This is a genomic window from Mycobacterium kiyosense (assembly GCA_021654635.1).
GTDB lineage: Bacteria > Actinomycetota > Actinomycetes > Mycobacteriales > Mycobacteriaceae > Mycobacterium > Mycobacterium kiyosense.
Map to the genome: position 1 here is coordinate 4468799 of AP025179.1, position 26261 is coordinate 4495059.

The following is a 26261-nucleotide window of genomic DNA, read 5'->3' on the forward strand; positions in this document are numbered from 1 at the left end:
CGGGGACTGCCCCCCTTGGCGACGAGGAAGCGGTCCCCGGGAAGCATGAAGGTGAATATCGATTCCCAGAAGCGTGGGTCGTGCTGCGGGCGGGACTGATGAAACCAGGCTCCCGCCTTCGCCGACGGAAAGCACACGCCGCTGAGATAATTTTCCGACCACATCGCGACGTCGGTGGGCGCCTGATGAAATCCTTCGTCGGCGTCGCGGAGATAGACGGGCCGGTCCGGTGATGCAAGCCGCTGACTCATCCCACTTTCGCTTCCGGTCCGACGGTCCTAGCCTGGCTTGTCACCTGCCCGTTTCCCGGACGACTGCGGCGCCCGATTGACAGCCGGGCTTGCAGTGGCGGGCGCCATGGGCCGGCGCCGGTACAGAATCCGGTCGACCAGTTTGCTTACGGGCCCACCGTCGGTGTTGCGCAACACTTCTCGCGCACTATTACGACCTGGCCAGCCGCTCAGGAAGGCCATGGGGAAGGCGCCGGCGGCACTGTGCCACAAGCCTCGGACCGGCGTCCGGTACGCCGATAGCGACGGGACGGGCCGGAACGGACCCATGTTCGCCATCGTGCAGTCGACGTGCTCGTAATTGCCGACGTTGTAGCGGGTGACGAAATCGTCTGGGCTGGTGAGGTCGACGTCGATGATCGCGTCGCGAATGTCGGGGCAGTACCGGGCGAAATTGTCCAGCATCAGGTCCGCGTAGCGCTGGCGCTCCTCGGCCCAGCTGCGCCCGTCCGACAGTCGTACCGGCGTGTTGAACGCGTACATATAGCAGGTGTCCCCGTCGCTTCCGGGCGGTACGAGCGTGCGGTCGTAGATCGAGGACGTGATGTGTTGGATCGGGATGTCGGGGCTGAACTCTCCGCACGTGGCGAGGTTGGCCGAGCGGTTCATGTACTCCATGTCGTCGCAGATCGTGATGGCCGAGAGTGCCTCGTCTTCGCGGCCCGCGCCGTGAAACGGGAACCGGAGCCGGCGGTCCAGCGCGGCGTCGAGTTTGAACGTGTAGATGTTGGCGTGCAGGTCCTGGATGCCGCGCATCTCATCCTTGACCTCGTCCGGCACGATCGCCGGATCCAGTAGGCGGTTGACGAGATGATGAGGCGGGATCGCGGCGATGACCTGAGGCGCGGCAAACTGGCGTCCGTCGGCCAGTCGCACGCCGCGGGCTCGTCCGGCGTGGGTGAGGATCTCCTCGGCGCGGGCGTTGGTGAGGATCTCCCCGCCATGGGCTGTCACGCACCGCGCCAGAGCCTGCGTGAAGGCTCCGGTTCCCCCGACCGGGTGACGCACTCCCCACTCGTGCAAGCCGCAGATCAGCGAAAGGTGCAGCCCTGTCCCCTGCTCCCAGGCGGGGGCGAAGCTGGCCAGCGAGTAGCAAGCAAGAGGGACCTTGATCTCGTCGCGCTCGAAGTATTCCTCGCAGACGGCCTCGATCGAAGAGATCATCGCCCGTGCGCCCCGCGCAATGTGCTTGCGGCCCTTGGCTGCAACCGTCAGCATCTCCCACAGGGCCTGTGGACGCACTCGGAACGGATGGCCCTGGAGATAGGGCAGCGCCGCCTTCAGGGTCACCGTGATTTCATCGACCAGCCGGCCGTAGTTCCTGGCGTCCTTCTTGGAGTAGCGCGCGATCTCCTCCACGAGCCGGGCTCGGTCGCGCCAGATCGGCATCACTTGCCCATGCGGCCCCAACCAGGTCAGCAATGTGTCCGGGTAAACCCAGTTGAGCCCGTACTTGTGCAGCTCGAGCTCCTTGTCCACCGACGGCTGGACACCGGTCAGCAGAAATTCGACCGAACAGGGATTCACGAAATACCCTGGCGCATTGGGCATTTCCATCGTCCATGCCAGGCCACCGACGACATCGCGCGCTTCGAGCACGAGCACCTTCTTGCCCGCTTTCGCCAAGTACGCGGCACTCGTCAACCCATTGTGTCCGGCGCCCACGACGATCACGTCATACATGTGGAACCTCCCGCTCGAAATCTGCCCACCCCATCGCGATGCTTAAGCTACTAGCCATCGAACTCAATGTCTAGATGCGAAGTATTCGGACACGCCGTCGTCCCTCAAGCACGGGCACCGTTCGGCGTGCATTGCGCTCGGATCTGTCGGATCTGGTTCGTCGGAGCGGCAAGATGGTTGCGACGGTGCCGACGCCAGCAACAACCACCAGACCGATGGTCTAGATGTAAAGTTTGGTGGTGGTTTCTGAGCCCGCGACTTCGACTCCAAAGCGCCACCGGTGCGATCGGTGACTGACGAACAGCCTAAACCCCAGGCAGAGCTGCTTGACCGGCTCAGCGATGCCGTGGAGCGGCTGCTGCGCCAAGGCGCCACGTTCGAGGAGATCAAAATCAACGACCTGGTGCGGGAGGGCGGCCTCGCAAAGTCGACTTTCTACGTCTACTTCGCCGACAAGACGGCATTGCTGAGCGCGCTGGCCCAGCGTGTCATGTCGGATCTGGTCGGCTTCGACGCCGCCTGGTGGCACCTGCCGCCATCTGCGAGTAAGCATGAGATCGCGCTCGCCCTGTCGGCCATGTTCGAGGACTACCGCGCGCACGGCCTGCTCCTGGATGCGATCACCGCCGCGACGGTCTACGACCAGGCGTTACGTACTCAGTTCGGCGCACTCATGGGCGTTGCGGTAGAGGCGACGGCCGAGTTCCTACGCACATCGCAAGCCGCCGGCCTCACCCCCGCGGAGCTCGACCCGACCTACATCGCGTTTTCGCTGGTGTGGATGCTCGAGCGAGGATTCAACCGGCTGCTGGTTCGTTCGACGCCCCAGGAGCTGCGGACTCGTCTGGCTTCCCTCACCGAGATCATTTGGTGGACCGTCCGAGGGCACGAGTGATGTCGCGCCGCGCCAGCCGTTCCCCGCGTGACCGACCGAGCCGCCGCGAAGCCGTGGAGTCACGCCTGTTGGCGGTCCTGCAGCGCCGGCTGGAAGAGGGCCAAAGCCTTGCCTCGATCACAGTCGACAGCCTCGTCGCCGAAGCCGGCGTCTCACGCGCCAACTTCTACATCCACTTCCAAGACAAGGTCGACCTGCTGGAAGGGTGGCTGCTCGAAACCCGGCAAGTCTTGTTTGAAGTCAGCAACGCCTGGTATTCCGCAGCGGCATCCCAGCTTTCGCAGCCGCGAATTCACGAGCTACTCGGCGAGATCTTCGGCGTTTATCGGGCTCGGATGACCCTGATGCGGGCCATGTACGAGACCGTCCTGCACGATCCAACCGTGCGCGAGGAGTTCGCCGAGGCTTTCGAGCTGCACTTCGTCGCCTTGACCGAGCACATCCGCAACGGCCAGCGCGATGGGGCGATTCGCCCGGAACTTGATCCACGGGCAACCGCCGAATGGCTCATTTGTTTGGTAGAACGCGTACCCATGCAGATCGACCGTAACGCTGCGCCCCGCGAGCTCGAGGGCCACACCGCCGCGATCGCGCAAATCATTTACCGGACACTCTATGATCTCGGTAATCACTAGGCGGGACAAGGCCTTTCGACGCGGCCGCGCGAACTAGCCTTAGGGCCGCACGGCGAGAAGGTCGAGCGCGCCAGTCGTTTCGATCGCGTCCGAGGTCCGACGCAGCATCTCCACCAGCAACTGCTTGCCGTAGTCATCGGTGTTTTCGTACTGCATGAATGCGAGCCCGGGAAGCATCAAGTTGAAAGCCAGAGCAATCCGGTACTGGCGCCAGGCGCGCTCGTAGTCGTAATCTGTGACGCCGAGCGCGGCGAGCGTGTCGACATAGCGGCGCACCAGCATTTCATCGTTTCCCCGGCGCGCTTCCACCGGAAGGCTTTGCGCCACAAGGTAAGCGACATCCACAATCCCCGCCTGCTGCGCAACGGTCTGGAAGTCGATCATCAAAAGCCCGCCGTCCGGCAGCAGAAAAAAGATTGTCGGCCCGCAGCTCACCGTGAACTATCGTGCGTGGCGTCGCCAGCTCGGTGACGAAAGTCGGCAACATCTCACCCCAGCTGTCGCCGAATTGCTTGACATCATCGGCCACGACCGAGAGCTCGCGCGCGGATTGCCAGGATAGGCCGAAGAATTGCGCGAACTGCCCGTAGACGCCGGCTGCCCGCTCGCTGTCGAGCGGCGGAAAGCGCTCGGCCAGTCCTGGCAGCCGCTCGTGGTTCCACGACCAGGCGTGGAATTTCGCCAACTCAACGACGGCCGTCTCGGCCAACTCGAGGGTCAGGCCCTTGAGTTGGTTCGCGGGTTCAAGCCCGGACAGGTCCTCGAGCACGAGGACGAAGTCGGTTGATTCGCAAGCGATCTCGGCAACGTAGCACGTCGGGACGCGGACGGGGACGTCCTTGGCGAGTTCGGAGTAGAACGTGACCTCGCGAACGTAGGCGCCGATGCCCTCGAGCAGCTGCCGTACCGGCCCCCCGACGGGCAGCTTGACGACGACCGAGTCGGGTATCGGACCCGCTCCCGCCAACTCGAGGCGGTACATAGCGGTCGAGTAGCCCAGCGGTACCGGGGCGCACGACGTGATGGTGACCTCTTGGCCTAGTGCGGCCGACAACCAGCCGCTGTCGAGTTCGTCGATTGTCCGCGGGACGTCCATCCGCGAGACCATAGAAGATAGCGCGTCTAGACGTCAAGTTCGACAGGCCTTATGGCTCTGCCTGCGACCGCTAGATAGCTCATGGCCCTGGCTGGGAACTGGCACCAGGCGACCAAGTCATGCGGCGCTTTAACCTGACCCAACGCCGGCCGCGACCTACGAACCTTAGTTCTAGACAGTGAGTATGACAAGCTGTTACCGTGGCTCCCGCCGCGTCGAGAATTCAGACCGCACCGATGTTGACCCCGCCCCGGCCATCGCCGGTGCGATGGCGGCCTATGCACGGGACTGGCCGGCTAAACCAAGGAGACGCAGATGAGCAAGACGGTCGAGACGGCACTACCCTGTGACAACCACCGCGACATGCCCATGCCGCTGGTCGCTGAATTCACCAAGGCCATCGGCGAGACCCAAGTCGTCGACTACCTCTGGCTGTGGGACGAACTATCAGGGTGGTTCCCCGGCAATTTGTGGCGGCCGGAAAACACGCCTGCTGCGTCGTTCATCGACGCGAACTCCACGTACGACCCCTTCGTGCAGGCCGCCTACGCTTTGGCAGCAAACCCCACGATGGGAGTTCGGCTCTCCACAGACGCGATCCGCTCGGCGCCCGCTGAGCTGCTACGCAAGCTCATCAGCTTGGCCAACTGCACCGACGGCAAAGTCGTAATCGCAGTCGGCGCAGGCGAACTCCGCCAGTCCAAGCCGTTCGGCTACAAACGCGTGGAGGGCCTCAAACGCCTGGAAGATCTGCTCAAATTCATGCGGCGCCTCTACGACGAGCCTGAACCGTGGACCGAGGAGGGCAACTTCTGGCATTACAAGAACGCCACGATCGGCACGCAGCGCCCGGTCAAACGACCGGAGTTCTGGGCGCTCGGCGGCGGTCCGACCCTGCTTGACATCGCGGCGCGATATGCGGACGGCTTCGAAGCGGCTACGCCGCAATCCATTACAACTCCCGAGGAGTTCGCCGACACGGTCAAGACAATGCGCGACAAGGTCGCAGGCTACGGCCGCGACCCTGACGCCTTCGGGTTCGGCATCTGGAACATCTGCGTCTGCCACGACGACGAGGACGGCATCAGCGAGGTCCTCTCCAATCCGCTGGTGAAATACTTTGCGGGGCAGTTCGGACGCGTCGACTCCGACAGGTGGGCGGAGGAGGGCGAGTCGTCGGTCATGCCCGCAGGCTGGAACTACGCGATGAAGTGGGCGCCGTTCGAGCAGGGCGACGAAGAGGTCCAGCGAATCGTCGATCAGGTGTCGCCGTCGTTGGTGCGAAAGTCCTTTCACGTCGGCACGCCCGCGCAGCTACGTGAGCTCAACGAGCGCTTCGTGGAAGCCGGCGCGAATTTCGTCGGGATGCTCGACATGACTCCGCTGGCCCTGGGGCCCGAGCAAGCGCAGGAATCCGTGCGCCGCCACGTCGAGATGTTCAAGGGCCTGAAGAACCGGGAATCTTGACGGCGTGGTGCTCGCGGCACGGAAAGGCCAGACCGAGCAAGAAGAACCCGTATCCGCTCCCCGAACCGATCAGCTCATTCTGTGTCGTCGTCTCAAGCGCCATCGGGCGGATATTCGGCGGATGCCGGAAAGCAATTCAGCAACGCGGGGTCCTCGGCGAGGAGCTTGCGCCAGTAGCGGCGATAGTGCCGGAAGGACATGAAGTCCTGATCGTTGCCGTAAACGGTTTGGCCGTCGTATTGCCATCGGACCAGCGACCACCAGTTGAGGATGTCGCTGTTGATGGGCCACTTGAGCCAATTCAGGCTCTGCCCTTCGGCATGCAGCTCCCGGCCGAGCTCGTCGACGGCATCGATCACCTGCGTGAGCACCCGTCCGTCTCGACCACGTTCGGCGCGACGGGTGCCCCCCCAGGACGCGGGCCTTCACCCCGTCGCGAATGTAGAAGCCCGTCGTAACCGTCTCGGTGGTACCTGCGATCGGGTCTTCGTCAAAGGACAACTCGGTCTGGGGATCGTAGAGATGCCACGCGCTGTCAGGACTCGCGAAGACATAGGGCCACCCGGCTCGCAGCGGGTCGGCGACGTCAGCGTGCCGGGGCCCCCCAGCCACGGTCGCGTAGTGCCCCACAGTCGATCCTGATTCGCTCACCACCAATCTCGAGATATCCGGCGAACCAGCCGGATTGCTCGTAGTGACCAACAGAGAAATCGCCGTCCTTCTTCACCCAGTTCTTGATGCCGGGGTCCTCATCGCCGCTTCTGGCCAGCTTCATGTAGTGCGGCTCGGCCATGGCCGTCCAGGTGAGATCGAACTTGACACCATGGCGGTCGTAGCGAAACCGATATTCCTGTTGAGGCTCTATCATGCTACAGCTCAACGAGTTTGAGAGTTCGAAATCGAACATCTCGGCACCGTTCGGGATGGCCAAGTGTTGATCCCAGCCGTAGTACAGACAGTTGTACACATCCTCGCCGGAGTTGTCCCACACAGCCGGGCCGGCAACCACCAGATTCATGTTGGGACGCCAGTAGAAGTAGATGAAGCCGGACAGATTTCGATCGGGGACGTTGAAGCCGAGCAGGCTGTTCTCGCTCCAATAGGGGTCGTCGCTATGGGGGTGAAATCGCTCGTCGGAGACGTCGATCGTGTCCGTCCAGCCCATGTCGTTCCTCCTCGTCGAGGTCTACGTCTCGCTCCCGTCGAGCGCGCGACGCGATTGACACCATTTTTCGAATCGTACATTATGTTCGAATGATATGTTCGATTAAAGTCCTCGCTGCCGGATGTGGGGCGGCACGACGACTCCAGCCGCGGCGAGGAGGCCGTCGGTGACGGCCGGCTCGCTGTCGCGAAGCCAGACGACACTCACCGAGCGTGAGATCCCGCTCATCACCAATGCCGCAGAGCTTCAAGTGGATTGGTTCAGGCGGGTGTTGTCCGCCGCGAGTGTCTCCGCCGGGGCCGATCTATCGGAAGTGATTCTGGAACCGGTCACCGGCGGCCTGATGGCCCGCATGGTCCGCGCGACGCTGACCTACCCGGGACCCGAATCGACCCCGGGGTCGCTGCTGGTGAAGTTCCCGACCGACGATCCGGGCAGCCTGGGCGTCGCCCACGCCATGAGCATGTACGAATTAGAAACCCGCTTCTATTCGGACATCGCGCCGCTTGTCCCCGATATGGGGCTGCCAGGGTGTTACCTGGCAAAACTGTCGGATGGCGCCAAGAACTTCACTCTGGTCCTGGAGGATCTGAGCAGCGAGTTGCAGGCAGGGGACGTACTCAGGCCGAGCAGCGTCGACGATTGCTCACGCGCCCTCGGTGAACTAGCGAAATTTCAAGCACCGCTGTGGAATTCAGACAAGATTTCCGGACTTAACTGGATCGCCTGCCCGGCGCGCACCATCGCGGTGTTCGATGCGATACCCAGCGGACTGCCGCCGTTTCTCTCCCGATTCGGCGATCACCTCGACGCGGACCACGTCACACTGTTCGAGCGCGTCATTCCACAGGCAGGAGCCTGGGTGCGCAGCTGGAAAGCCCCAACAGTGGTGCAGCACGGGGACTTCCGCAGCGACAACATCATGTTTTCAATCGATCCGAATAGCCAGCGTGTTGCAGTGATCGACTTCCAAACGGTTCGGCTCGGCCCCCCGGGAGTCGATCCGGCCTACTACCTTGGCTCTGCCCTGGCGACCGAGAATCGACGCTCCTCGGAACGCGACCTGATCTCCGAGTACCACGAACAACTCTTGCGTGGTGGGGTAAGGGATTTCGACTTCGATGCCTGCTGGGACAGCTACCGCGAGGGCGCCATGTATGGGGTCCTGCTTTTCGTGGGCATGGCCGGGCAAGTGGCCTCGACCGAACGCGGTGACCAGCTGATCGTTGACCAAATCCGCCGCTACGCCGAGATGGCGCTCGACCTCGACGCGCCCGCAGCAGCTGCCCTGATCTGAAAACGGAAGGCGCACTTCATGACCGAGACTGCGCAGGATCAACCGACGATGATGGACGCGTTTCGCAGTACATGGGACACGTGCGAACTCTTCGCACAGTTGCGCCACCACGCCCCCATCATGCATGTTCCCGAGCTCGACGCGTGGGTCCTGAGTCGATACGACGACATCCTGCCGATCATTCAGGACGTCGACCGCTTCGGCTGCATGCCCGACGACCTCGTCGGCGATGTGCCCGACGAGCTCAAGGACGCCTTGCCGCACGGCTACGCCCCCCTGGCAACCGGCACTGGTCAACACCGATCCGCCACAACACACCCGAATCCGAAAATTGGCGACCAAAGCATTGACGCCGAATGCGGTTCGGGCACGCGAGGGCGCGATCAAGGAAGCCTCCGACCGCCTTCTCGATGCCATCCGGCCCGAGGGGGCGCGGCGACCTCATGGACCGATTCGCGACCCCGATGCCCGTTCACGTGCTGATCAGCATCCTCGGCGTACCGGCCGAGGACCACCAGAAATTCCACGAGTGGACGCTGGGCATCACCGAGCTGTTCGTCCCGTCCATTTCCGATGCTCGCCGGAGGTATCTGGCCCGCGAGCAAGTCGACTTCAGCGATTACCTGATGGAAGCGATCACACAGCGTCGCAAGTCACCGAACGACGATCTGATCAGCGGTCTGATTCTTGCCCAGGACGGCAGCGAGAAAAGCTTGACCGATCGCGAAATCCTCGGTGTCGTGGGACAACTCGTCATCGCCGGATTCGAGACGAGCGCAGGAGGTATCGGCTTTGCGCTCTATAAACTCTGCGAGGACCGGGATCTGATCAACCGCGTTCGGTCCGACTTGTCATTGGTGCCTAAAGTCGTGGAGGAGTCGCTGCGGCGACTAACCCCCGCACGCGGCATTGTGCGTCGCGTCAAAGAGGACGTCGAGATCCGCGGCCAGCAAATCACCAAGGGCTCCAACCTCTTTCTGCTCGTGCAGTCGGCCAACAACGACGACAGCGAGTTCGAAGATCCCGCGAAATTCGATATCGACCGCGATGCCGCCGAAATGCGCAAGAGCGTGCATTTCGGTCTCGGCCCGCACAACTGCATCGGGAAGTGGGTGGCCAGACTCGACATGCGAGTGGCCATCGAGACCGCGCTTACCCGCCTGCCCAACCTGCGCGTTGCACCCGACCAGGAGATCCGGGTACAGCAGGGCATGATCTTTCATCGCCCCGAGCACCTGCACTTCGAATGGGACTGACACGCACTTCGTTCAGAGGAGATTGCCTGGCATGAGACCGAATTCACGTCTGATCGGGGTATGGAGCGCCGCGGCTTTCTTTGTCATCTGGGCTGTCGGGTACCTGGGATTCGCCCATTGGGTGCCGCCGCTCGCCCCCTCACTGACCGCACCACAGGTTGCCCAGCTGTTTCACGAAAGCTCCGTCCCGATTCGGGTGGGCATGGTGCTCATGAGCCTCGGCGCTGTCTTATACCTGCCGTGGACCGTCACACTCTCCACACTCATCAAGGAGATCGAAGGAAAGTCGTTCTTCTGGGCCGCAACTCAACTGGCAGCGGGAATCGTCTCGATGCTCACATTTATGCTGCCGGCATTCGCGTGGGCGGCCGCAGCCTTCAGACCCGAGAGGAATCCCGAGATCACCCAGGCACTCAGTGATTTGGGCTGGCTGCTCTTCATTACACCCATCGCCCCGTTCATGGTGCAGTACATTATTTTGGGTATCGCAATCCTCAAAGGACTCGCGGCCGCGCCCCGCTTTCCCGGCGCTGGGCGGCGTATCTTCAGTTCTGGGTCAGCCTTTCGTTCATCCCTGCGGTCATCGCATTCTTCGCCAAGAGCGGTCCGTTCGCCTGGAACGGGCTTCTCGTCTGGTGGATCCCGTTGACCAGCTTCACGGGTTGGTTCGTGTTGATGATCGTTCTGGCGCGACGGGCTGTCCTGATGCCCGAGGCAGCAGCTGCGCAATACGGAGCACCCGCAGGGCTCCGTAGCTGAAGACTGCCGTCGACCCTCAGCGAGTGCCTTCGTACAACGTCTGCCATATCACCGAAGTGGCGCCGTCGAGCGCAGACTCGGTCATGACGCCGTCGCGCCCCGCCAACTGGTTGAAGCCCCTTTCGAACATCCACGCCAGCCACGGAGTCACGGCCACCAGATCGATGTCCCCACGAATGGACCCGTCGCGCTGTTGGGGAATGAAGTTCCGGTTCATGTCGTCACACCGGCGTGCCATGACCGCGGCGTACTCCTCTTGTACCCGAGGGTCGTACGCGGCGGCCTCAATGACCGCCGACATCATGCGACCGTGCTGTCGATACGCCGCGGCCAGGCGAGCGAGCGCTTTGCGCAGATCCGCGCGAGTCGCTCCGGGCGGCAACTGAAACCAGTCGTTGGCCGCATCTCCCACCGCCTTCGTGACGCGCTCCATCAGTTCGATCATGAGCGCGCCCTTGTCCTCGAAATACACGTAGAAAGTCGATCGGGCGATGTCGGCCTCGGTGATCAACTGTTCGACGCTGATCTCGGAAAAAACGGCACCCTCCGCAAGCAAGCGTTCGACGATCGTGAACAACCGGTTGCCGATCGCCTCTCGGCGTTCTGCCCGGCTTTGCTTCGCCCTGCGGGTCACCGTTGGCATATCTGACAGAATCCTCGTCGCTTCGTATCGAAGCGTAAGTCTAGCTCCGGCGACGGCGATTCATCGCGCGCAAACTCGGATTCAGTCGCGAGTCCTGAACAGACTGAGGCGCTTGCCGACTCAGCCGGGCAGCAGGTACGACGGCAGGTGCGCGTGCGAAGCACCCACGATGCCCAGCCAGTTGAACGGCAGATGGTAGATCAATATCGTTGCAGCACAGCAGAAACCGATCACCGCCAGGGTACGCACCATCGGCTGAAGTGAGGGCCTCCAACGCTCGAAGCCGCGTTCCACCGGTGACAGCCCATCAGGGGACGAGACGGCCTGTATCCGCATCCAGGTGTAGAATAATCCCAGCGTGGCCACCAGGAACGACTCGTAGAGCGGGAACTGGAATTGGCTGCCCGCCCACAAGGTAAGCGGCCCGTAGGTTTGCGCGAACGAATAGCCGTGCGTCAACCGGATCGCCAAATTCTCCACCACGAAATCGAACACGAACTCGCCGGCGAAGATGATCGACAGCAGGGCCACATTCGACTGGTGCGGAAAGCGGGACCGCAGCGCGAAATACGCGGGACAGCCGACCACGGCCACGCCGGCGCAGAAGTACACGTACATCGGCGGGCCCCACAACAGCGACTCCGCGTACCGGGAGGATGCCGCCGGGTTGTGGAACGGCAGATACGCCGTCCAGACGCCCATGTTGACGTTGTGCGCATTCCACGCGAACAGGTAGGTGTAGCAGTTCAGGAAGGCGTCGGCGACAAAAAGCGGCCATCCCGCCCAGGACGAACTTGCCGTCCAGGCTCAACGCACCGGTCCGGCGCCAGGGGGTCACCACGTAGGCCCATACGAGGTACACCAGCAGCGCCATGCTGAGTCCCTCGAAGATGCGCAACGCCACCACGTTCCACGCCGGCATCTGATCGTGGCCGTCCAGGGGTGCCGGCGCGAAATCGCTCGATGCCATCCATCGCACCAGGGCCTGCACGGCGATCAACAGCCAGACGACAGCGATTGCCGCCCATACCGTCACCCCTCCCGAGCGTGACGGCTCCACGGCAGTCGCACCCCGGCGCGGGCCGCTTCGGTGCAGCGTTGATTCGGACACCACGGCAATCACCACCCTTTCTTTGAATATAAATTAAACACCGTGCTCGCCCGGGGTGGCAATATGCCATAGACACCGCATACGTACTCGCTGTCAGGCAGCCTCAGCTCAACTGGGGGGATGACCTCGGCGCCAATGAGTTCCACCATGTCGCGGTATTCGCCGGCCGGCTGGCCGCCCATGTCGACGTAGATCAAGTTCGTGTCACTGGTCAGGACTTCCGACCAGGAGTTGAGCCGATCGGCCACTTCTGCCGCACTGCCGACGATGGCGGGACCGCGGGTGGTGAGGAACTCGAAGTCGAACGGCTTGGTGACGAACGGTGGCGGGTCGGGATTCACCCGCGGGATGACGGTATTCATCAGCTCGAAGTAGGCCCGGTAGCGCGGTTCCCAGCGCTCCCGGGCCGCCTGGCTCGTCCTGGCGACGTTGACGTGCCAGCAGGCGCCGACCCGCGGATCACGGGGATGCCCATAAGAAGCGAACCTCTCCCGATAGTTCTCGACCACGGGTTTGAACATCTGGGGGTTACCGAACGCCGAGGGCAGCATCAGATCCAGTCCCAGGCGCGCCGCCAGTTCGAGCGACGATTCCGAGGCTCCGCCGCCTACCCATAGCGGCATCGTGCCCACCGGCGCAGGCTGCAGCACGAACTCATTGATCGCGGCGCGATGACGCGATCCCGCCCAGCTCACCTCCTTGCCCGCCCACAACTGGGCGAGCAGCTCGACGTTCTGGGCGAACAGCTCGTGGGAGTCCTCCAAACGCTGCCCGAACAGCGTGTAGGTGGAGACGAAGAAATTGCCCCGGCCCACCACGACTTCGCAGCGTCCATCAGAGAGCGCATCGACGGTCGCGTAGTCCTCGGCGACGCGGATCGGGTCGAGGTTCGCCGCCAACGTAACGGCGGTGGACAACCGCAGCCGCGACGTGCGTTCCCCGATCGCGGCGAGGATCACCGGCGGCGCCGATGTCGTGTACTCAAGCCCGTGGTGTTCGCCGATGTGCACGCCCTCGAAGCCTGCTTGGTCGGCGACTGCGGCGGCCTCCACGATGGCTCGGTGCCGCTCGGCAGCCGTGGCGACCTGCCCGGTGACCGGATCGGCTACCACGTCCCCCAGGGTCATCAGGCTCAGCTTCATTTGTCGGGCTCCTTCTTTGGCGGATATCAATCTTTGTTTGGTTATTTGCCGGCGCTGACAGCCAGGCCGTCCTGGCGTCAGGGTTAGTCGAGGTCGAAACCGTGGCGGTGCAGCCAGTCGTGGACGTGATCGGCTGCCTGTGACAGCTGCGATCGCTGATCCTCGCCGGTGAAATAGTGGTTGGCGCCCGGCAGGTCTACCCGCTCCTTCTCCTGGTGACCTATCGCATCGAACACCTGCGCCTGATGGCTGGTCGGCACCGCGTCGTCACAGCCGTTGACGACCATGAGCACCGGCACCGACACCCGCGGCGCCGCGTCGCCGGCGTCCACCTGCGCAGTGTCCAACCCCCACTGCGACAACCAACTCCGCGCAGTGGTGAAGCGCATCAGTGCACCGGGGCTGGTGTTGGCCACCTCGGGGTCGCCCAGATAACTCCACCGCGGCCGGCGGCCGTTGGGTTCGATGGTCGGGTCCAGCCAACGCGGATCGGCCATCGTCCCGTGGACGACGAACGAGTGCTCGGCGTGTGGCCGGCCGGCGTCTCGGAAGTCCTGCAACCTCTGCTGGGCCATGGCGGTGATCCGGCGGTTGCGTTCGCGTTGTCGGTCGCGGTAGGCGGCAAGGAAGTCCGCCGGGTAAGGCGGCTGGTTGGGGTTCGCGGGGTCGTACAGGTCGAATTCGGCAGCCCGGTTGCGCTCGGGCTGCAGTTCGTCGGTGATCGAGGCGTCGAGGAACTCGGTCAGCAACCGGTGACGGCTGCGCGGAGCCGCCAACAACATCACCGCGTCAGCCGGCGGGAGTGCGGTCTCGGCGAGCAACGACGGCTCCCCCGCCGCGGTCTGAGTGATTGTGGGCTTCTCCGCTTCCGCCTGATAACCCATCATCGGCGATCCGCCGCCACTCCAGCCGGCCAGCACCACGCGCTGGTAGCCGAGCCTTTCGCGCGCGTCTCGCACGCAGGCGCCGAGATCGAGCAGATGGTTCTCCATCTGCAGTGCGGAGTCACCAACCGAATATCGGTTGGCGCAACCGATCACATGCAGCCCAGTACGCGCCAGTTCGGAGAACAGCGGCAGGTAGGCCGGCGACCCGATCGGATGAGACGCGACGATGACCGTGTCCGACTCACGATCACCGCGGAGCAACTGCGCGTACCGCACCACGTGATCGGCGACGGTGCCGTAGACATCCTTGCGGACCGAATGCTCTTGGGAAACAACAAGATACGGGGTACGGCGATACTTGCCACGGGTGACGGCCGGTGCGGAATTCATGACCGGCGCACCTCACGCCATGGGATGTCCCGGTCAACCCTGGGTTCACCAGGCAACCCGAGCACTCGCTCACCGAGGATGTTGCGCATCACTTCCGACGTACCACCCTCGATCGAATTCGCCAGCGACCGCAGGTACGACTTACGCACGTCGGCCCCGCCGTAGGCAGCCGACGACGTGGGCGCATGCTCGTCGTAACCGTCGATGAGCAACTGGTCCACGCCGGACATGTCCACGCACAGCTCGTATATCGCCTTGTTCAACTCGGCCATCTGCAGCTTGGCGATCGAGCCTTCCGGCCCCGGCGCCCGGCCCGTCTGGGCGGCCCGGACATTGGTCAGCCGGGCTGCCTCGGCCTGCGTCCACAGCAGCATCAACCGCTCCGTCACCACGGCGTCCACCCGCCCTGAACTCGCTGCCTCGCAGTAGATTTCCACGGCACGACCGATTGGGCCCTCGCCCCGCTGCGCCGGCCGGGCGCCGATCGAGATCCGCTCGTTGGCCAGCGTGGTCATCGCCACTGCCCAACCCTGGCCCACCTCGCCCAGGACGTCGGCCTTCGGGATCCGCACGTCGGTGAGAAAGACTTCGTTGAACTCGGCCTCGCCGGTGAGCTGCCGCAGGGGGCGCACTTCGACGCCGGGGCTGCGCATGTCGAGCAGGAAGTAGGTCAAACCCTTGTGCTTGGGCACGTCGGGGTCGGTGCGGGCCAGCAGCAACCCGAATCGAGCGAGGTGTGCCAGCGACGTCCAGATCTTCTGCCCGTTGACGACGAATGTGTCACCGTCGGCAACGGCACGGGTGGCCAGCGCGGCCAGGTCCGAGCCCGCGCCCGGCTCGGAGAACAGCTGACACCAGATGTCCTCGCCCGAGAAGCACGACCGCAGGTAGCGCCGCTTCTGCTCGCCAGTACCGTGTGCGTGGATCGTCGGCATCGCCATCCCGAGGCCGATCACGTTGCTGGCCATATGATCTCGGCATCCTGCAGCCGCGAACCGGCGCTCGACGACGCCCTGCAGTGACGGGTCCAACCCACGCCCCCCCCGCATCCCTCGGCGAAATGCACGACGGCCAGTCCAGCGTCGAATCGTGCCTCCCGAAGCGCACGGTCGGCCGCGGCATCGTCGGGCTGGGCAACCGGGTGGTCGCGCAGGAACTGCGCTATCTCAGCCTCGATCGGCTCTCCGCCGGTAGGCTGGTCCTCGGCAGCGCGCCGCGCGGTAACAGGCACCGGTGCCACAGTGGCCACCATCTCGGCCAACCGCGCCCGATGAGCGGTTGCCGAACCGAAAAAGCAGGGCAGAGCTTTTCGCCCGCTTGAGATACAAGTGCGCGGGATGTTCCCAGGTGAACCCGATGCCACCATGGATTTGAATGTTGTGCGCCGCCAGCTTGCTGTAGGCATCCGAGCACACCGCACGGGCCAGGCTCGCCGACAGGGCCAGGTTGTCCCGGTCGTGCACGGCGGTCCACAGTCCGTGATAAACCACTGATCGGGCCGACTCGACGTCGACGAGCATATCGGCACAGCGGTGCTTGATGGGCCCGAAAGACCCGATGGGCCTTCCGAATTGGTATCTGGTGCGGGCGTGGGCCACCGCCATTTCCAGCACGCGGGCCGCCCCGCCGAGTTGTTCGGCGGCCAGGTATAAAGCGGCCAGATCGGCGGTGTCGCGCAGCGCGTCGCTGGCGCCGCCGTCCGAACCCAGCAACCGCGCCGGACACCGGTCGAGATTCACAGCGGCAAGCCTGCGCGTGGAATCCATTGCGACCAGCGGTGTGCGGCTGAGCCCGGGTGCACCGCCTTCGACGGCCAGCAGGCAGCAGCCCGCCGGACTGCGAGCGACCACCAGCAGCAGATCGGCAGCGCCGCCGTCGACGACGATGTCGGCGGTGCCCGAGACGGTCCAGCCGTCGCCCTGCTCGCACGCGGTCAGCGTGCTGGCTCCCGGGGACGGCCCCGACCAGACCAGTGCCGCGACGGTATCTCCGGCCACAATGCCGGGTAGGTAGCGTGCCGCGGCATCCTCGTCGCCGAGTTCGACAAGCGCGGTGACTGCCAAGCCCACTGTCGCCAGGAACGGACCGCAGAACAGTGCTGCGCCCATCTCCTCGAACACCACGCCTAGCTCGATCGCACTCGCCTCGGCGCCGCCGTACCGTGCCGGCGCTACCAAACCGGGCAGGCCCAACTCGTCGGCGGCTTGACGCCACACGGTCGGGTCGTAGCCGCGCTCGCTCTCCATCTGGGCGCGTACCGCGGCCTCATCGGAGCGTTTGGCGAGGAATTCGCGCACGACTGCGCGCAGTTGCTCGGCTTCCTCACCCGGTATGAAGCTCACCTGTTCCTCGTCTCAGTCGCGTCGGTCCCGCCGATCCCAGCGCTCGGCTGGTTCAGTTCTGCCGACGATGGCGGAAGCGGGGTTACCGGCATCGTCTGCTCAACCGATCTTGTCGAACAGCAGATCCAGCCGCTCCGGACCGTTGGCAATGCCTGGGGCCCAACGCACTTCGGCGTCGGGATCGGCAAACCGCAACTTCGTCACCCGCTTGAACAGCTCGTCGAAGGCGATCGCAATCTGGATGCGGGCGAAATGCGAACCCAGGCAGCGATGGATTCCCAGTCCGAAGCCGGCGGAGCTGGGGCGCCGCACATCGAACCGCAAGCGTGCGGCATCCTCGAACCGTGCCTCGTCGCGATTCGCCGAATCGAAGCGGATCAGCAACTGCTCGCCCTGCCGAATCTTCACACCGCCGAGTTCGACATCCCGGGTCGCCCTTCTCCCCAGACAGCCCACCGGCGACTCCAGGCGGATGAACTCGTCCATGTCCTGTCGAATCCAGGCCGGATCACGAAGGCGCTGTTCGAGTTCGGGATCCTTGGCCAGGTGATAGGCGATCGAGCCCATCGCACCACGGGTGGTGTCGAGGCCACCCAGGAATAGCACGGTGACGACACCGAGTCGTTCGACGTCGGTCAAGGGCCTGCCGGATTCGAGGACGCCGGTCGCGATCGCGTTCAGCACATCGGTGCGCTCGACCGGGTTCGCCTCCCGCTCGGCGATGTATTGCCCTGCGAGCATGGCGAGTTCGAAGAATGCCTCGTCGGTGGCCTCGACAGCAACCCGGATCACGACGTCGGCCGCCCGGTCCATCTTCTCGGGGTCCTCTTCATTGAAGACGACCCTGGACAAGGCGTTGCCCACGAACGGACCCGGCGAACTCCCGAATGAAGTCGCACCGCCCGTTGTCGATGAAGCGCCCGATCAGGTCGACGGCGTTCTTGCGCAGTTCGGGTTCGAACCGGAGCAAAAAGTTACGGGTGAACAGCGGGTTGAGGAGCTTGCGCAGTTCCACCTGATAGGGGGGATCAGCGTCGAGCGGGTTGAGTTGTACCGGCGATGGGCGCGGTGAGACACCGGCAGACGAGAAGGTCTGCGGGTCTTCCAGGACCCGGCGAACGTCTTCGTATCGGGTCACGACGTATTGGCCGCCGCCGTCGGCATCGGTATGGGCCACTGGACAATTCCGCCGCGCGTAGGCGAACACATCCCACTTGGCCTTCTCGTGTGCCCGGGATCCCACATGTTGTAGTGCGGCAGAATCGCCGCGGCCGCCGTCTCGGATTCGGCCTGCGCCTCGCCCATATCGTCGCACACTAATCCATCATTGTTTGGTTAGTCAATGTCTGCAAGCGGCCGACCAGTGGAATCAGACATCATGTGTTGACGGGATGTCGGATCCTTCCCGGGTTCTAGCTGGATAAACTCTTCCAATGGCGCAGCGGACCCGCAACACGGCAGCGCTACGAGCGCGCCGGAAGGCCGCCCTTCGGGAGAAGTTACTCGCCGCAGTCGAGGTGTTGCACAACCAGGGCTTCGCCTACGGCGACATGAGCGTTGAGAGGTTGATCAACGAGGCGGGCGTGACGCGCTCGACTTTCTACTCGTACTTCGACGATAAGGACGCGTTGCTGCGCGACTTGGCGGGCTCCGTCCTCGACGAGCTGCTGCAACCGTGGTTCGCCATTCGGCCAGACGGCTCCAAAGCCGATCTGCGCCGCGGTATCGACGGAATCTTCGCCAGATATCGGGCGCATCGCGTGATTATGGCCGCAATCGACGAGCCGCCGCCGGGCGGCAGCGCGGAACGCGAGTTCGTCGGGCTGATGACACGCGGCGCCAGCGCGGTCGCGTCGTACATCAGGTCAGGCCAGGCGTCTGGCGCCATTGACCGCAGCCTGGACGCCGCCACCACGTCGACCCTGTTGATGTGGATGAGCGAACGTGGTCTGGCGAAGATGGTGGCCGGCGCAGGAGCACACGAACTCGACGCCCTGGCCGAGGGACTCACCGAGATCTTCTGGCGCACGCTCCGTGAAAACTGCGAGCCATGATCGCAAAGGGCCCGGGGCCGGTGGACCGACGTGAGCACGGCCGCCGCCGCCGTAAACGCGATCAAACGCGGGATGATCTACTGCGCGCGATGCAGGAACTACTGGAATCCGGAGAACCCTTCACCAAGATCAGCGTGGAGCGCCTGGCGGCCCAGACCGGCATGTCACGGACCCGGTTCTACATGTACTTCGAGGACCTCGGCGACCTGCTCTTTTCCGCATACGCCCGAATCGTCGCTGACGGCAAGCAGATCGTGGCCAAGTGGTGGGACGAGACCGGCTTCATCGAGCGACACCAGATGAGACTCATCCTCGGCGAATTCGTTCGGTATCGCGCCAAACACATCATGGTTTCCCGCGCTATGCACGCGTGCGCGGTCACCGATCCGATTGCGCGGGGATCAGTCGACGCCCTGCGGAGTCAGTCGATCGACGAACTGGGAGCGGTCATCTCGGCCGCACAGTCCGCGGGTTCGGTGGACGATTCGCTGGACCCTGTGGTGATCTCGGGCTGGCTGGGATGGTTACTGGAGCGGGGGGTCGATCAGCTGGTCCAAGACGCGCGCCCGTCGAATTTGCGAAAGGTCGCGGACTCGCTGACCAACATCGTCTGGAATACGCTTTATCGCCCTAATTGAATTCCACGAGCGTGCGCCGAAGGCGCACCAGCGCATCAGTATCCAACCCGTGCCGTGTGAGATACGCCGCGACCGTGCCGTTGGCGGCCCGCACCTGGTCGAGTACGTCCATCATCAGCTGGGGCGGGCTGCCCATCATGACAGCTAACTGTTGAGCGGGTATTCCAGCCTCGATCGCGCGCTGGAGCACCCTGGCCCTCGCCTCCTCTCCGAGGTTGACTTCGGTGACGGCGTAGTCGTCTGCAACTGCCGAATCGGGTACGCCGATGGCTGCCAGCAGCAGCCCGACGGCCATTCCGGTGCGATCCTTGCCGGCCGTGCAATGGACGAGGGCTGGTAGCGCGTCGGGACGGCTCAAGCATTCGATCACCGCCGCGAATTCTGGTCCGGCGACGCCGATGACGGCGGCGTACAAATCTGCGATGTCCGCGAGGTGGCCGTATGTCAGGCGATCACGCAGAATCGGAATCTGTTCACACCGAACGCCATTGCCCAGATCCGGTGGCGCCTCTCGCCGCTCCCGGGGCTCCCGCAGGTCGATCACGGTTCGAAGGTTGAGGTCTCGCAGCGATCGGCGCCCCGCCTCGCTGATCGCGTCAATCGCGTCGCTGCGGTACAGGAGGTTGCAACGGAGGCGTCCGCCCCCTTGTACCGGCAACCCCCCGACGTCACGCAGATTGAAGGTGCCGTCGATCTCGAGGCGCACCTCACGACTGCCGGTATCCGCGGACTGCGGCCTCACCCGATTAGGCTTCTCAAGCACTCCCGCCAACCTCGACAAGGGTCGGGCTGTGCGCGTCGGGGGCGGGCGGTAAACCCGATGCGCCCTCGTCGCCCACGATTACCGAACCGGTGTTTCCGTCGACGGTGATGGTGGCACCGTCTTCGATCAGCTTCATCGCCTCGGGCAGGTACACAGCAGGAAACCCTATCTCGCGCGCCAGGCACGAGGCGTGCGAGAGCATTCCACCGGTCTCCACCACGACAGCTTTGATCACGGTGAAAACAGGATTCCAGCCGGGATCGGTTGAGTGCGTGACCAATACCTCGCCGGGCCGGACCCGGCCCATCTCGCTGTGGTCGCGCACCACCCTGGCAATTCCGGTGTAGGTGCCTGGGCTCGTTGCGGTGCCCACGTAGACGCCATCTTGGCCCTCGGCCCGCGGATGATCGAGATCGACCGCTCGGTTGCGGATGAGGTATTTCGGTGGGTCCGCCTCTTTGCGCAGTGCCGCGTCGATATGCCGGCGGCGGGCAGCGATCTTGACTTTCAGCAGGTCTGGCCGTTCTTCCAGGCCACGGAAGAACTGGTACAGCTCGATCTCGGACAGGCAGTTGTGGTCTCGGGGATCTTCGATCATGCCGCGTTCGAAGAGTCGCCGGCCGATCTCGTCGAAGCCGCGCTTCCAGGCGTACATCAGCACATCGGTCGGACGACAACGCTCGTTATCGCGGATGATCAGATACTCGTGACACAGCGGGAGCACGGCCTTGAGTATCTCGACCTTGAATTGGCCGTCCGGCTTGGTGGCAACGTTGGTGATGACCTGCTGGAATGTTTCCTCGCGCTGTCGCGCCAGCGCTCGCTCCGCGGCTTGGGGATCGTGGTCGGCGTCGGCGTTGAGCATGAGCTTGAACGCGCGGTAATCCAGGGTTGGGTCATCGGCTCGACGCGGGTGCAGGAAGTCCCGATCCGCCTGTCCGCGGAAACCCCAGTTGGCGATCCACCGGTCGTAGTGCTCGAGGAAATGCCGCCCCTCGAGAAAGGTGTGGCAGTGCTCGAAAAATGCACGGTCTTCGTTCTCCTGCAAGGCTTTTGATAGTGCTGGCGACCGACGGATCATCGTGACGAGTTCCAGCAATTCGGAGTTCTCGCGCTGCGTGTCGGTCCGGCGGGTGGCTCCCGCGACCAGCGTGGCGAACGTCGCCATGGGATCGGCGCCGTCGTACCAGGTGCTGAGCATCCACGCCAGGCCCGCCATTGCGAAACGCAGGGTGAAGAAGTACGGCAGGAAGATGCAGTCGCCCCACTCACCTTCGAGAGCGGTGATGTGCTGACAGTACGAGACGAGTTCTTCGTCGTTGAGCGTGCGGAGTTCCTCGGTCGTCTTGCCTTCGTAATCGGTGCGGGCTCGCCATGCTTCGAACGTCCGGGGGAACTGGCCGGGTGTGGTGTCCGGGTCCAGCATGTGCCAGCGCATGAGCGCGCGTGCCAGGGTGGCCTTGTCGAACGGCGCGTTGAGCACCTGCTCGTGCATCGTCGGCGGGATGAAGTCCAGGAACATCGGTCGAAGCGCGGGGGGCACTAGTCGCTCGATCGGCAGGCGTTCGGTGTCAACGTTGAAGTACCACTGGCCCTTCCAGTACTTGAATGCTCGCATCTCGGCGAGATCCGGAAAACCAAAGATCTCCCACATGCGGCGCATGTGCCGGTTGGAGAACTGTGGGGTCCGGCAGGCGTACTGCAGCGCACCGGGCGACCCGGTCATGATCGCGTCCGCGTAGGCGCGGGTCCAGACGGTGTCGACAGCCGCAGCCTGCAGATGGCCCCGATCGACATCCGCATCCCAGGTGAAGTCGACTCCGGTGACGGGTCGGGACTGCAGTAGGTACAAGGTGCCGCCTTCGATGGCCCATTCGATGTCCTGCGGGTAGCCGCCGTAGTACTCCTGCACCGTCTGGCCGAGACGCGCGAGGTCGACGATCTGCCGAGAGTTCAGACTGGCGCGAGCCCGCTCCTGCGCGGGCACGTCCTGCTCGATCACGCCGCGACCCTGGCTGCGGTCGCGTACGATCCGGGATTCCTTGGCTCCGAGCAACTCTTCGACCACGGTGTATTGCGGTACCTGCACGACGAACTGGTCCGGTGTGATGATGCCTTGCACCAACGCCTCGCCCAGCCCCCATGTCGCGTTGATGACCGTCTCGTCCGTCGCTGTGGTCAACGGGTTGCCGGTGAACATCACCCCCGAGACCTCGGAGGTGACCATCTTCTGGACCACAACCGCGATCGCCACCGCGGCATGGTCGAAGTCGTGGTGCTTGCGATACCCGGTTGCGCGCGTGGTCCACAGCGATGCCCAACACCGGCGCACCGCATCGATGACCTCCTCGGCGCCCACTACGTCGAGATACGTGTCGTGCTGTCCGGCGAACGACGCGTCGGCCAGATCCTCCGCGGTCCCCGAGGAGCGCACCGCTACGAATGCTCCGTCCCCCAAACCCGCGTAGGCCGTTGCGATTTGCGTCGAAATCTCAGCGGGCATCGGAGCGGCCACAATGAACTGCCTGATCGCGGCGGTTTGGCGATCAAGGGCGTCCGGATCGTCGTAGCAAAGCTCTGCGACCAGCTCGACGATCCGCTCGGTCAGACCGTCGGCGGCCATGAAGCAGCGGTAGGCATCCGCGGTGACACAGAAGCCTGGTGGCACCGGAAAGCCTGCTTGAAACAGCCGACTCAGGTTGACTCCTTTGCCGCCCGTCTGCTCTTGGAACAACGCGGCGTGATCGGAGAAATCGAGGATGTGGCTCATGACTTCGTTCCTTGTCTGAGTAGTGCGGCGTCTAGCTGGTGCGCCCGGATTCCTTCTTGAATACGCGCAGCATGGTGTTGGCGGCGTTCCTGCCGGGCAGGCCGCTGATGCCCGCGACCGGATGAGTCCCCGAGCCGGTGAGGAACAGGCCTGGCACCGGGGTGGAATAGCCGGCGAACCCAGGTGCCGGCTTCCGCGGCCCGAATCGGGTGATCACCGGACGACGTGATAGACACTGCCGTCGATTGCGTGGAAGCGGTCTTCGATATCGGGCAAAACCAAAGTGCGAACACCGATCCGGAGTTCGTCGACGCCGACGTAGAACTTGTCGACGTGTTTGATCGCGGCGTTCTGCAGTTGTGCCCGCACGGTGTCCCAATCAGCGTCGGGGTCAGCTGGTGTGAGCCCGCACCACATCCAGAACGTGTCGTGTCCCTTCGGCGCCAGTTCGGGAGCCATCGCAGTGGTGACCTGCCCCAGACCGCACACGTGTTCTGGAATGTCTCCTCGCCGGCAGGCCCGCTCGGCACCCAGCACCTCTTGCCACGTATTGAATGAATTTGCGCCCAGCCGCAAATCGACTCCGTCCCCCCCGCCAACGCTCGTGTCGAGAGGTGTCCAGGCGACCTTTCACCGCCACGTCCATCTTGAAGTCCGCGATACCCCGAACTCGGGTGGGGATGTTGTCCGCACGCGCCTGCATTTTCCACGGCAGCACACCCCGGGGCAGCAACCGCGTCAAAGTGGTCTTGGGGCTGCATGCGGTCAACACGCCACGTCGCGCGTAGACCTCCTCACCATCCACGAGGCGCACGCCCGTCACTCGACCGCCATGCACGATCAGTTCATCCACCTCCGCCGAACACCGCACCCGGCCTCGAAAGTCGTTGAGGCACTCGATCAGCGCTCGGGGGGAAGTTGCCGGTGCCGCCCTCGAACATGGCGGTACCGTATTTGCTCATGATGCCGAGGTAGATCATTCCCCAGCCGCCGCCGTCTGTGGCGAATGGTGTGAAAGGCAGATTGATCGCCAGCTGCGCCTTGATGATGTCGGATTCGAATGTCTCGTCGAGAGTCTCACTGAAAGAGCCTGCGGCCCAACGGCCGATCGCGGCGAGTCGGCGTCGGTGGACGCCGGTCGCCTTCAGCATTTTGAGGATCGTCTGGATTCCGGGTCGCAACGGGTTTGCCATCATGAAAGGCAAGCCGATATCGACTGCGGCACGGATGGTTTCGAACATCTCGAGGTACTCCGCGGCGTCGCGCGGTGAAAAGTAGCTGAGCTCATCGGCGGTCTTGCGGGGATCACGCCAGAGAGCCAACGAGCTACCGTCCTCTTGCATGTGCACGTGCGGCGGGTCGATCACTCTCATGCGCAGCCCGTATTTACTCTCCAAGCCCAGCTCGCGCGAGATCGGCGTCGTGCGGAAGAGCGACGGCTGGATGGACGCGTCGTTGGCGAAGTGCTCCGGCGCCTCGGGCATCGGATTGGTGGCCGTCATGCCGCCGGGAGTGTGGTGCGCCTCCAGTACGAGCACGTCCAGTCCCGCCTTGGCCAGATAACAGGCGGCCACCAATCCGTTGTGTCCTGACCCGACGACGACCACGTCGGCATTGCGTTCGGTCATGTCACTCCTCTCGTTCGTGCGACTTTATATCAAACACTCTGTCACTACAATAAGTCTGCAAATTCGAGCAGCTCCGACAGCGAACTCGGCATCGGCCAGTGAGTTGTGCGGTTCTGACAGGATGTGCAGACGACGTCGACCGGAGTTCCATCAGGCGTTAAAGCTTTGCAGCACAACATAAGCAAGTCGCGGCGATGCCGCGGCACGGCGGCTGTCTTCACGCGTGCCGCGGCATGGCGCACACAGCCCGGCTCACCGGGCCAACTCTTGCAACAACCGAGCACTCAGCGATCTCGATGGCTGCGCGGTGCGCATCGGACGCCAGGACGGCGCCACCGGTTGAACCCTCGGCCGGCCGGGACCCGGATAGGCATCGCGCAGCACCGGGCGGTACCACCACGAGATAACCGTTTGCAGTCTGCGAAAAGTTGTTTACAAGGCCTCGGGGCGGCACTACGTTATCTAACAATGATCGGTTAATGCGCATGCGTCGCGTCGAACAGGAGATCCAAATGGGAGCGTTGGACGGCAAAGTTGCCTTCATCAGCGGTGGAGCACGAGGCCAGGGGCGCTCACACTCCGTGCGATTGGCCAAGGAGGGTGCCGACATCGTCACGTTCGACATCTGCGAACAGCTGGACTCGGTCCCCTACCCGCTGGGCACCGAGGAAGAACTCGCCCAAACCGTCGAACTGGTCCGAGGGCTCGGTCGTCGAATCGTGGCCGCCAAAGCCGACGTTCGCGACGAGGCGGCGGTCAACAAAGTCTTCGACGAGGGATTGGCGGAGTTCGGCCGGGTGGACATCGTGATCGCCAACGCAGGCATCATGCCGGTACTCGGCCCCACCTCAAAGGTGATCCAAGCCTGGCACGACTGCATCGACGTCATGCTCACCGGGGTGGTCCACACCATCGAAGCGGCCATCCCGACGCTGGTCGACCAGAACCAGGGTGGCGCCGTGGTCATCACCAGCTCGGCGGCGGGCCTGAAGGGGACCACACGTAGCCTGCGGTCCAAGACGTACGGGATGCTGGGCTACACCGCGGCCAAGCACGGCGTCGTAGGGTTGATGCGCGCCTACGCGAACGCGTTGGGCAGCTACAACATCCGGGTGAACTCCTTGCACCCCACCGGGGCCGACACTCCCATGGTGAACAACGAAGCGTTCCTGGGTGCCGCACCCGAGGTGCCCGAGCTGTTCGAGGCGATGACCAATATCCTTCCCGTGCAACTCATCCAGGCCGAAGACATCTCCAACGCGGTCGCCTGGTTGGTCTCTGACGAAGCCCGGTACATCACCGGCGCGGCCATCCCCGTCGACGCCGGTGCAACCGCCCGCTGATACCTGA

28 protein-coding genes are annotated in these 26261 nt (G+C 63.7%); 10 read left to right on the plus strand and 18 right to left on the minus strand.

Annotated features, from left to right (window positions below; translation table 11 throughout):
* Positions 1-278: 278 nt before the first annotated feature.
* Positions 279-1973, minus strand: coding sequence for a phytoene desaturase family protein (locus L6444_RS20950; RefSeq protein WP_255730801.1), 1695 nt, complete (start codon positions 1971-1973; stop codon positions 279-281).
* Between the two features lie 289 nt (positions 1974-2262).
* Between L6444_RS20950 and L6444_RS20955 the strand changes: the two genes are divergently transcribed.
* Positions 2263-2868, plus strand: a complete 606-nt coding sequence (locus L6444_RS20955; RefSeq protein ID WP_236976982.1) for a TetR/AcrR family transcriptional regulator — start codon at positions 2263-2265, stop codon at positions 2866-2868.
* Entirely contained in the window at positions 2868-3503 is a 636-nt protein-coding gene (locus tag L6444_RS20960) for a TetR/AcrR family transcriptional regulator (protein WP_236976984.1), read from the plus strand. Before L6444_RS20955 ends, L6444_RS20960 begins: the two co-directional genes overlap by 1 nt.
* 39 nt (positions 3504-3542) lie before the next feature.
* Here the strand turns inward: L6444_RS20960 and L6444_RS20965 are convergent, their stop codons facing one another.
* A complete protein-coding gene (locus L6444_RS20965) occupies positions 3543-3785 on the minus strand; it encodes a hypothetical protein (RefSeq protein WP_236976986.1) in 243 nt (80 codons plus the stop codon).
* Between the two features lies 1 nt (position 3786).
* Positions 3787-4599, minus strand: a complete 813-nt coding sequence (locus L6444_RS20970; RefSeq protein ID WP_236976987.1) for an ecdysteroid 22-kinase family protein — start codon at positions 4597-4599, stop codon at positions 3787-3789.
* 315 nt (positions 4600-4914) lie between these two features.
* On the opposite strand from L6444_RS20970, the gene L6444_RS20975 reads away from it, so the two are divergent.
* Entirely contained in the window at positions 4915-6066 is a 1152-nt protein-coding gene (locus tag L6444_RS20975; RefSeq protein ID WP_236976988.1) for an LLM class flavin-dependent oxidoreductase, read from the plus strand.
* 92 nt (positions 6067-6158) lie between these two features.
* On the opposite strand, the gene L6444_RS20980 is transcribed toward L6444_RS20975, so the two are convergent.
* Both L6444_RS20980 and L6444_RS20985 read right to left on the minus strand, forming a co-directional pair.
* Positions 6159-6425, minus strand: a complete 267-nt coding sequence (locus L6444_RS20980; protein ID WP_236976989.1) for a hypothetical protein — start codon at positions 6423-6425, stop codon at positions 6159-6161.
* Positions 6426-6652: 227 nt separating this feature from the next.
* A complete protein-coding gene (locus tag L6444_RS20985; RefSeq protein ID WP_236976990.1) occupies positions 6653-7231 on the minus strand; it encodes a hypothetical protein in 579 nt (192 codons plus the stop codon).
* A gap of 166 nt (positions 7232-7397) precedes the next feature.
* Here L6444_RS20985 and L6444_RS20990 point away from each other — a divergent pair, with 166 nt between their 5' ends.
* The 4 genes from L6444_RS20990 to L6444_RS21005 are packed head-to-tail and all read left to right on the plus strand — an operon-like array spanning position 7398 to position 10433.
* Positions 7398-8528, plus strand: a complete 1131-nt coding sequence (locus L6444_RS20990; protein WP_236976991.1) for an ecdysteroid 22-kinase family protein — start codon at positions 7398-7400, stop codon at positions 8526-8528.
* Positions 8529-8546: 18 nt separating this feature from the next.
* Positions 8547-9011, plus strand: a complete 465-nt coding sequence (locus tag L6444_RS20995) for a cytochrome P450 (protein ID WP_236976992.1) — start codon at positions 8547-8549, stop codon at positions 9009-9011.
* Positions 9005-9784: a cytochrome P450 gene (locus tag L6444_RS21000; protein ID WP_236976993.1), complete on the plus strand. Its 780-nt coding sequence runs from the start codon at positions 9005-9007 to the stop codon at positions 9782-9784. The genes L6444_RS20995 and L6444_RS21000 overlap by 7 nt, the downstream gene beginning before the upstream one ends.
* A gap of 31 nt (positions 9785-9815) precedes the next feature.
* Positions 9816-10433: a hypothetical protein gene (locus tag L6444_RS21005; RefSeq protein WP_236976995.1), complete on the plus strand. Its 618-nt coding sequence runs from the start codon at positions 9816-9818 to the stop codon at positions 10431-10433.
* Positions 10434-10559: 126 nt separating this feature from the next.
* Here L6444_RS21005 and L6444_RS21010 read toward each other — a convergent pair whose 3' ends face one another.
* The 8 genes from L6444_RS21010 to L6444_RS21045 all read right to left on the minus strand — a co-directional run bounded on the left by L6444_RS21010 (position 10560) and on the right by L6444_RS21045 (position 18301).
* Entirely contained in the window at positions 10560-11120 is a 561-nt protein-coding gene (locus tag L6444_RS21010) for a TetR/AcrR family transcriptional regulator (protein ID WP_236976997.1), read from the minus strand.
* A 186-nt stretch (positions 11121-11306) separates the two neighbouring features.
* Positions 11307-11888 (minus strand): spirocyclase AveC family protein, encoded by a 582-nt coding sequence (locus tag L6444_RS21015; protein WP_236976999.1) that lies wholly within the window; start codon positions 11886-11888, stop codon positions 11307-11309.
* 417 nt (positions 11889-12305) lie between these two features.
* Complete coding sequence (locus tag L6444_RS21020; protein WP_236977001.1) at positions 12306-13439, minus strand: LLM class flavin-dependent oxidoreductase; 1134 nt, start codon at positions 13437-13439, stop codon at positions 12306-12308.
* Between the two features lie 83 nt (positions 13440-13522).
* Complete coding sequence (locus L6444_RS21025; protein ID WP_236977002.1) at positions 13523-14716, minus strand: alpha/beta hydrolase family protein; 1194 nt, start codon at positions 14714-14716, stop codon at positions 13523-13525.
* On the minus strand, positions 14713-15765 hold the full coding sequence (locus tag L6444_RS21030) for an acyl-CoA dehydrogenase family protein (RefSeq protein WP_236977005.1): 1053 nt from the start codon (positions 15763-15765) through the stop codon (positions 14713-14715). Before L6444_RS21030 ends, L6444_RS21025 begins: the two co-directional genes overlap by 4 nt.
* 117 nt (positions 15766-15882) lie before the next feature.
* Complete coding sequence (locus L6444_RS21035; protein WP_236977006.1) at positions 15883-17058, minus strand: acyl-CoA dehydrogenase family protein; 1176 nt, start codon at positions 17056-17058, stop codon at positions 15883-15885.
* Between the two features lie 99 nt (positions 17059-17157).
* Positions 17158-17922, minus strand: a complete 765-nt coding sequence (locus L6444_RS21040) for a cytochrome P450 (protein ID WP_236977007.1) — start codon at positions 17920-17922, stop codon at positions 17158-17160.
* Entirely contained in the window at positions 17888-18301 is a 414-nt protein-coding gene (locus tag L6444_RS21045) for a cytochrome P450 family protein (RefSeq protein ID WP_236977008.1), read from the minus strand. Before L6444_RS21045 ends, L6444_RS21040 begins: the two co-directional genes overlap by 35 nt.
* A gap of 190 nt (positions 18302-18491) precedes the next feature.
* On the opposite strand from L6444_RS21045, the gene L6444_RS21050 reads away from it, so the two are divergent.
* Complete coding sequence (locus L6444_RS21050; RefSeq protein WP_238304805.1) at positions 18492-19112, plus strand: TetR/AcrR family transcriptional regulator; 621 nt, start codon at positions 18492-18494, stop codon at positions 19110-19112.
* Positions 19109-19750 carry a TetR/AcrR family transcriptional regulator gene (locus L6444_RS21055; protein WP_236977010.1) on the plus strand — a complete coding sequence of 214 codons (642 nt, stop codon included), beginning with the start codon at positions 19109-19111 and terminating at the stop codon, positions 19748-19750. The genes L6444_RS21050 and L6444_RS21055 overlap by 4 nt, the downstream gene beginning before the upstream one ends.
* Here L6444_RS21055 and L6444_RS21060 read toward each other — a convergent pair.
* The 5 genes from L6444_RS21060 to L6444_RS21080 all read right to left on the minus strand — a co-directional run bounded on the left by L6444_RS21060 (position 19743) and on the right by L6444_RS21080 (position 24911).
* The gene (locus tag L6444_RS21060; protein ID WP_236977011.1) at positions 19743-20456 is read right to left on the minus strand and encodes a tyrosine-protein phosphatase; all 714 of its coding nucleotides are present in this window, start codon (positions 20454-20456) and stop codon (positions 19743-19745) included. The genes L6444_RS21055 and L6444_RS21060 overlap by 8 nt on opposite strands.
* Positions 20457-20505: 49 nt before the next feature.
* On the minus strand, positions 20506-23283 hold the full coding sequence (locus L6444_RS21065) for a PEP/pyruvate-binding domain-containing protein (RefSeq protein WP_236977012.1): 2778 nt from the start codon (positions 23281-23283) through the stop codon (positions 20506-20508).
* 31 nt (positions 23284-23314) lie between these two features.
* A complete protein-coding gene (locus L6444_RS21070) occupies positions 23315-23500 on the minus strand; it encodes a hypothetical protein (RefSeq protein WP_236977013.1) in 186 nt (61 codons plus the stop codon).
* Positions 23497-23820, minus strand: coding sequence for a glycosyltransferase family protein (locus L6444_RS21075; protein ID WP_236977015.1), 324 nt, complete (start codon positions 23818-23820; stop codon positions 23497-23499). The genes L6444_RS21070 and L6444_RS21075 overlap by 4 nt, the downstream gene beginning before the upstream one ends.
* Positions 23821-24128: 308 nt before the next feature.
* On the minus strand, positions 24129-24911 hold the full coding sequence (locus tag L6444_RS21080; RefSeq protein ID WP_236977017.1) for a phytoene desaturase family protein: 783 nt from the start codon (positions 24909-24911) through the stop codon (positions 24129-24131).
* Between the two features lie 512 nt (positions 24912-25423).
* On the opposite strand from L6444_RS21080, the gene L6444_RS21085 reads away from it, so the two are divergent.
* Complete coding sequence (locus L6444_RS21085) at positions 25424-26254, plus strand: mycofactocin-coupled SDR family oxidoreductase (RefSeq protein WP_236977018.1); 831 nt, start codon at positions 25424-25426, stop codon at positions 26252-26254.
* The last annotated feature ends 7 nt before the right edge of the window (positions 26255-26261 follow it).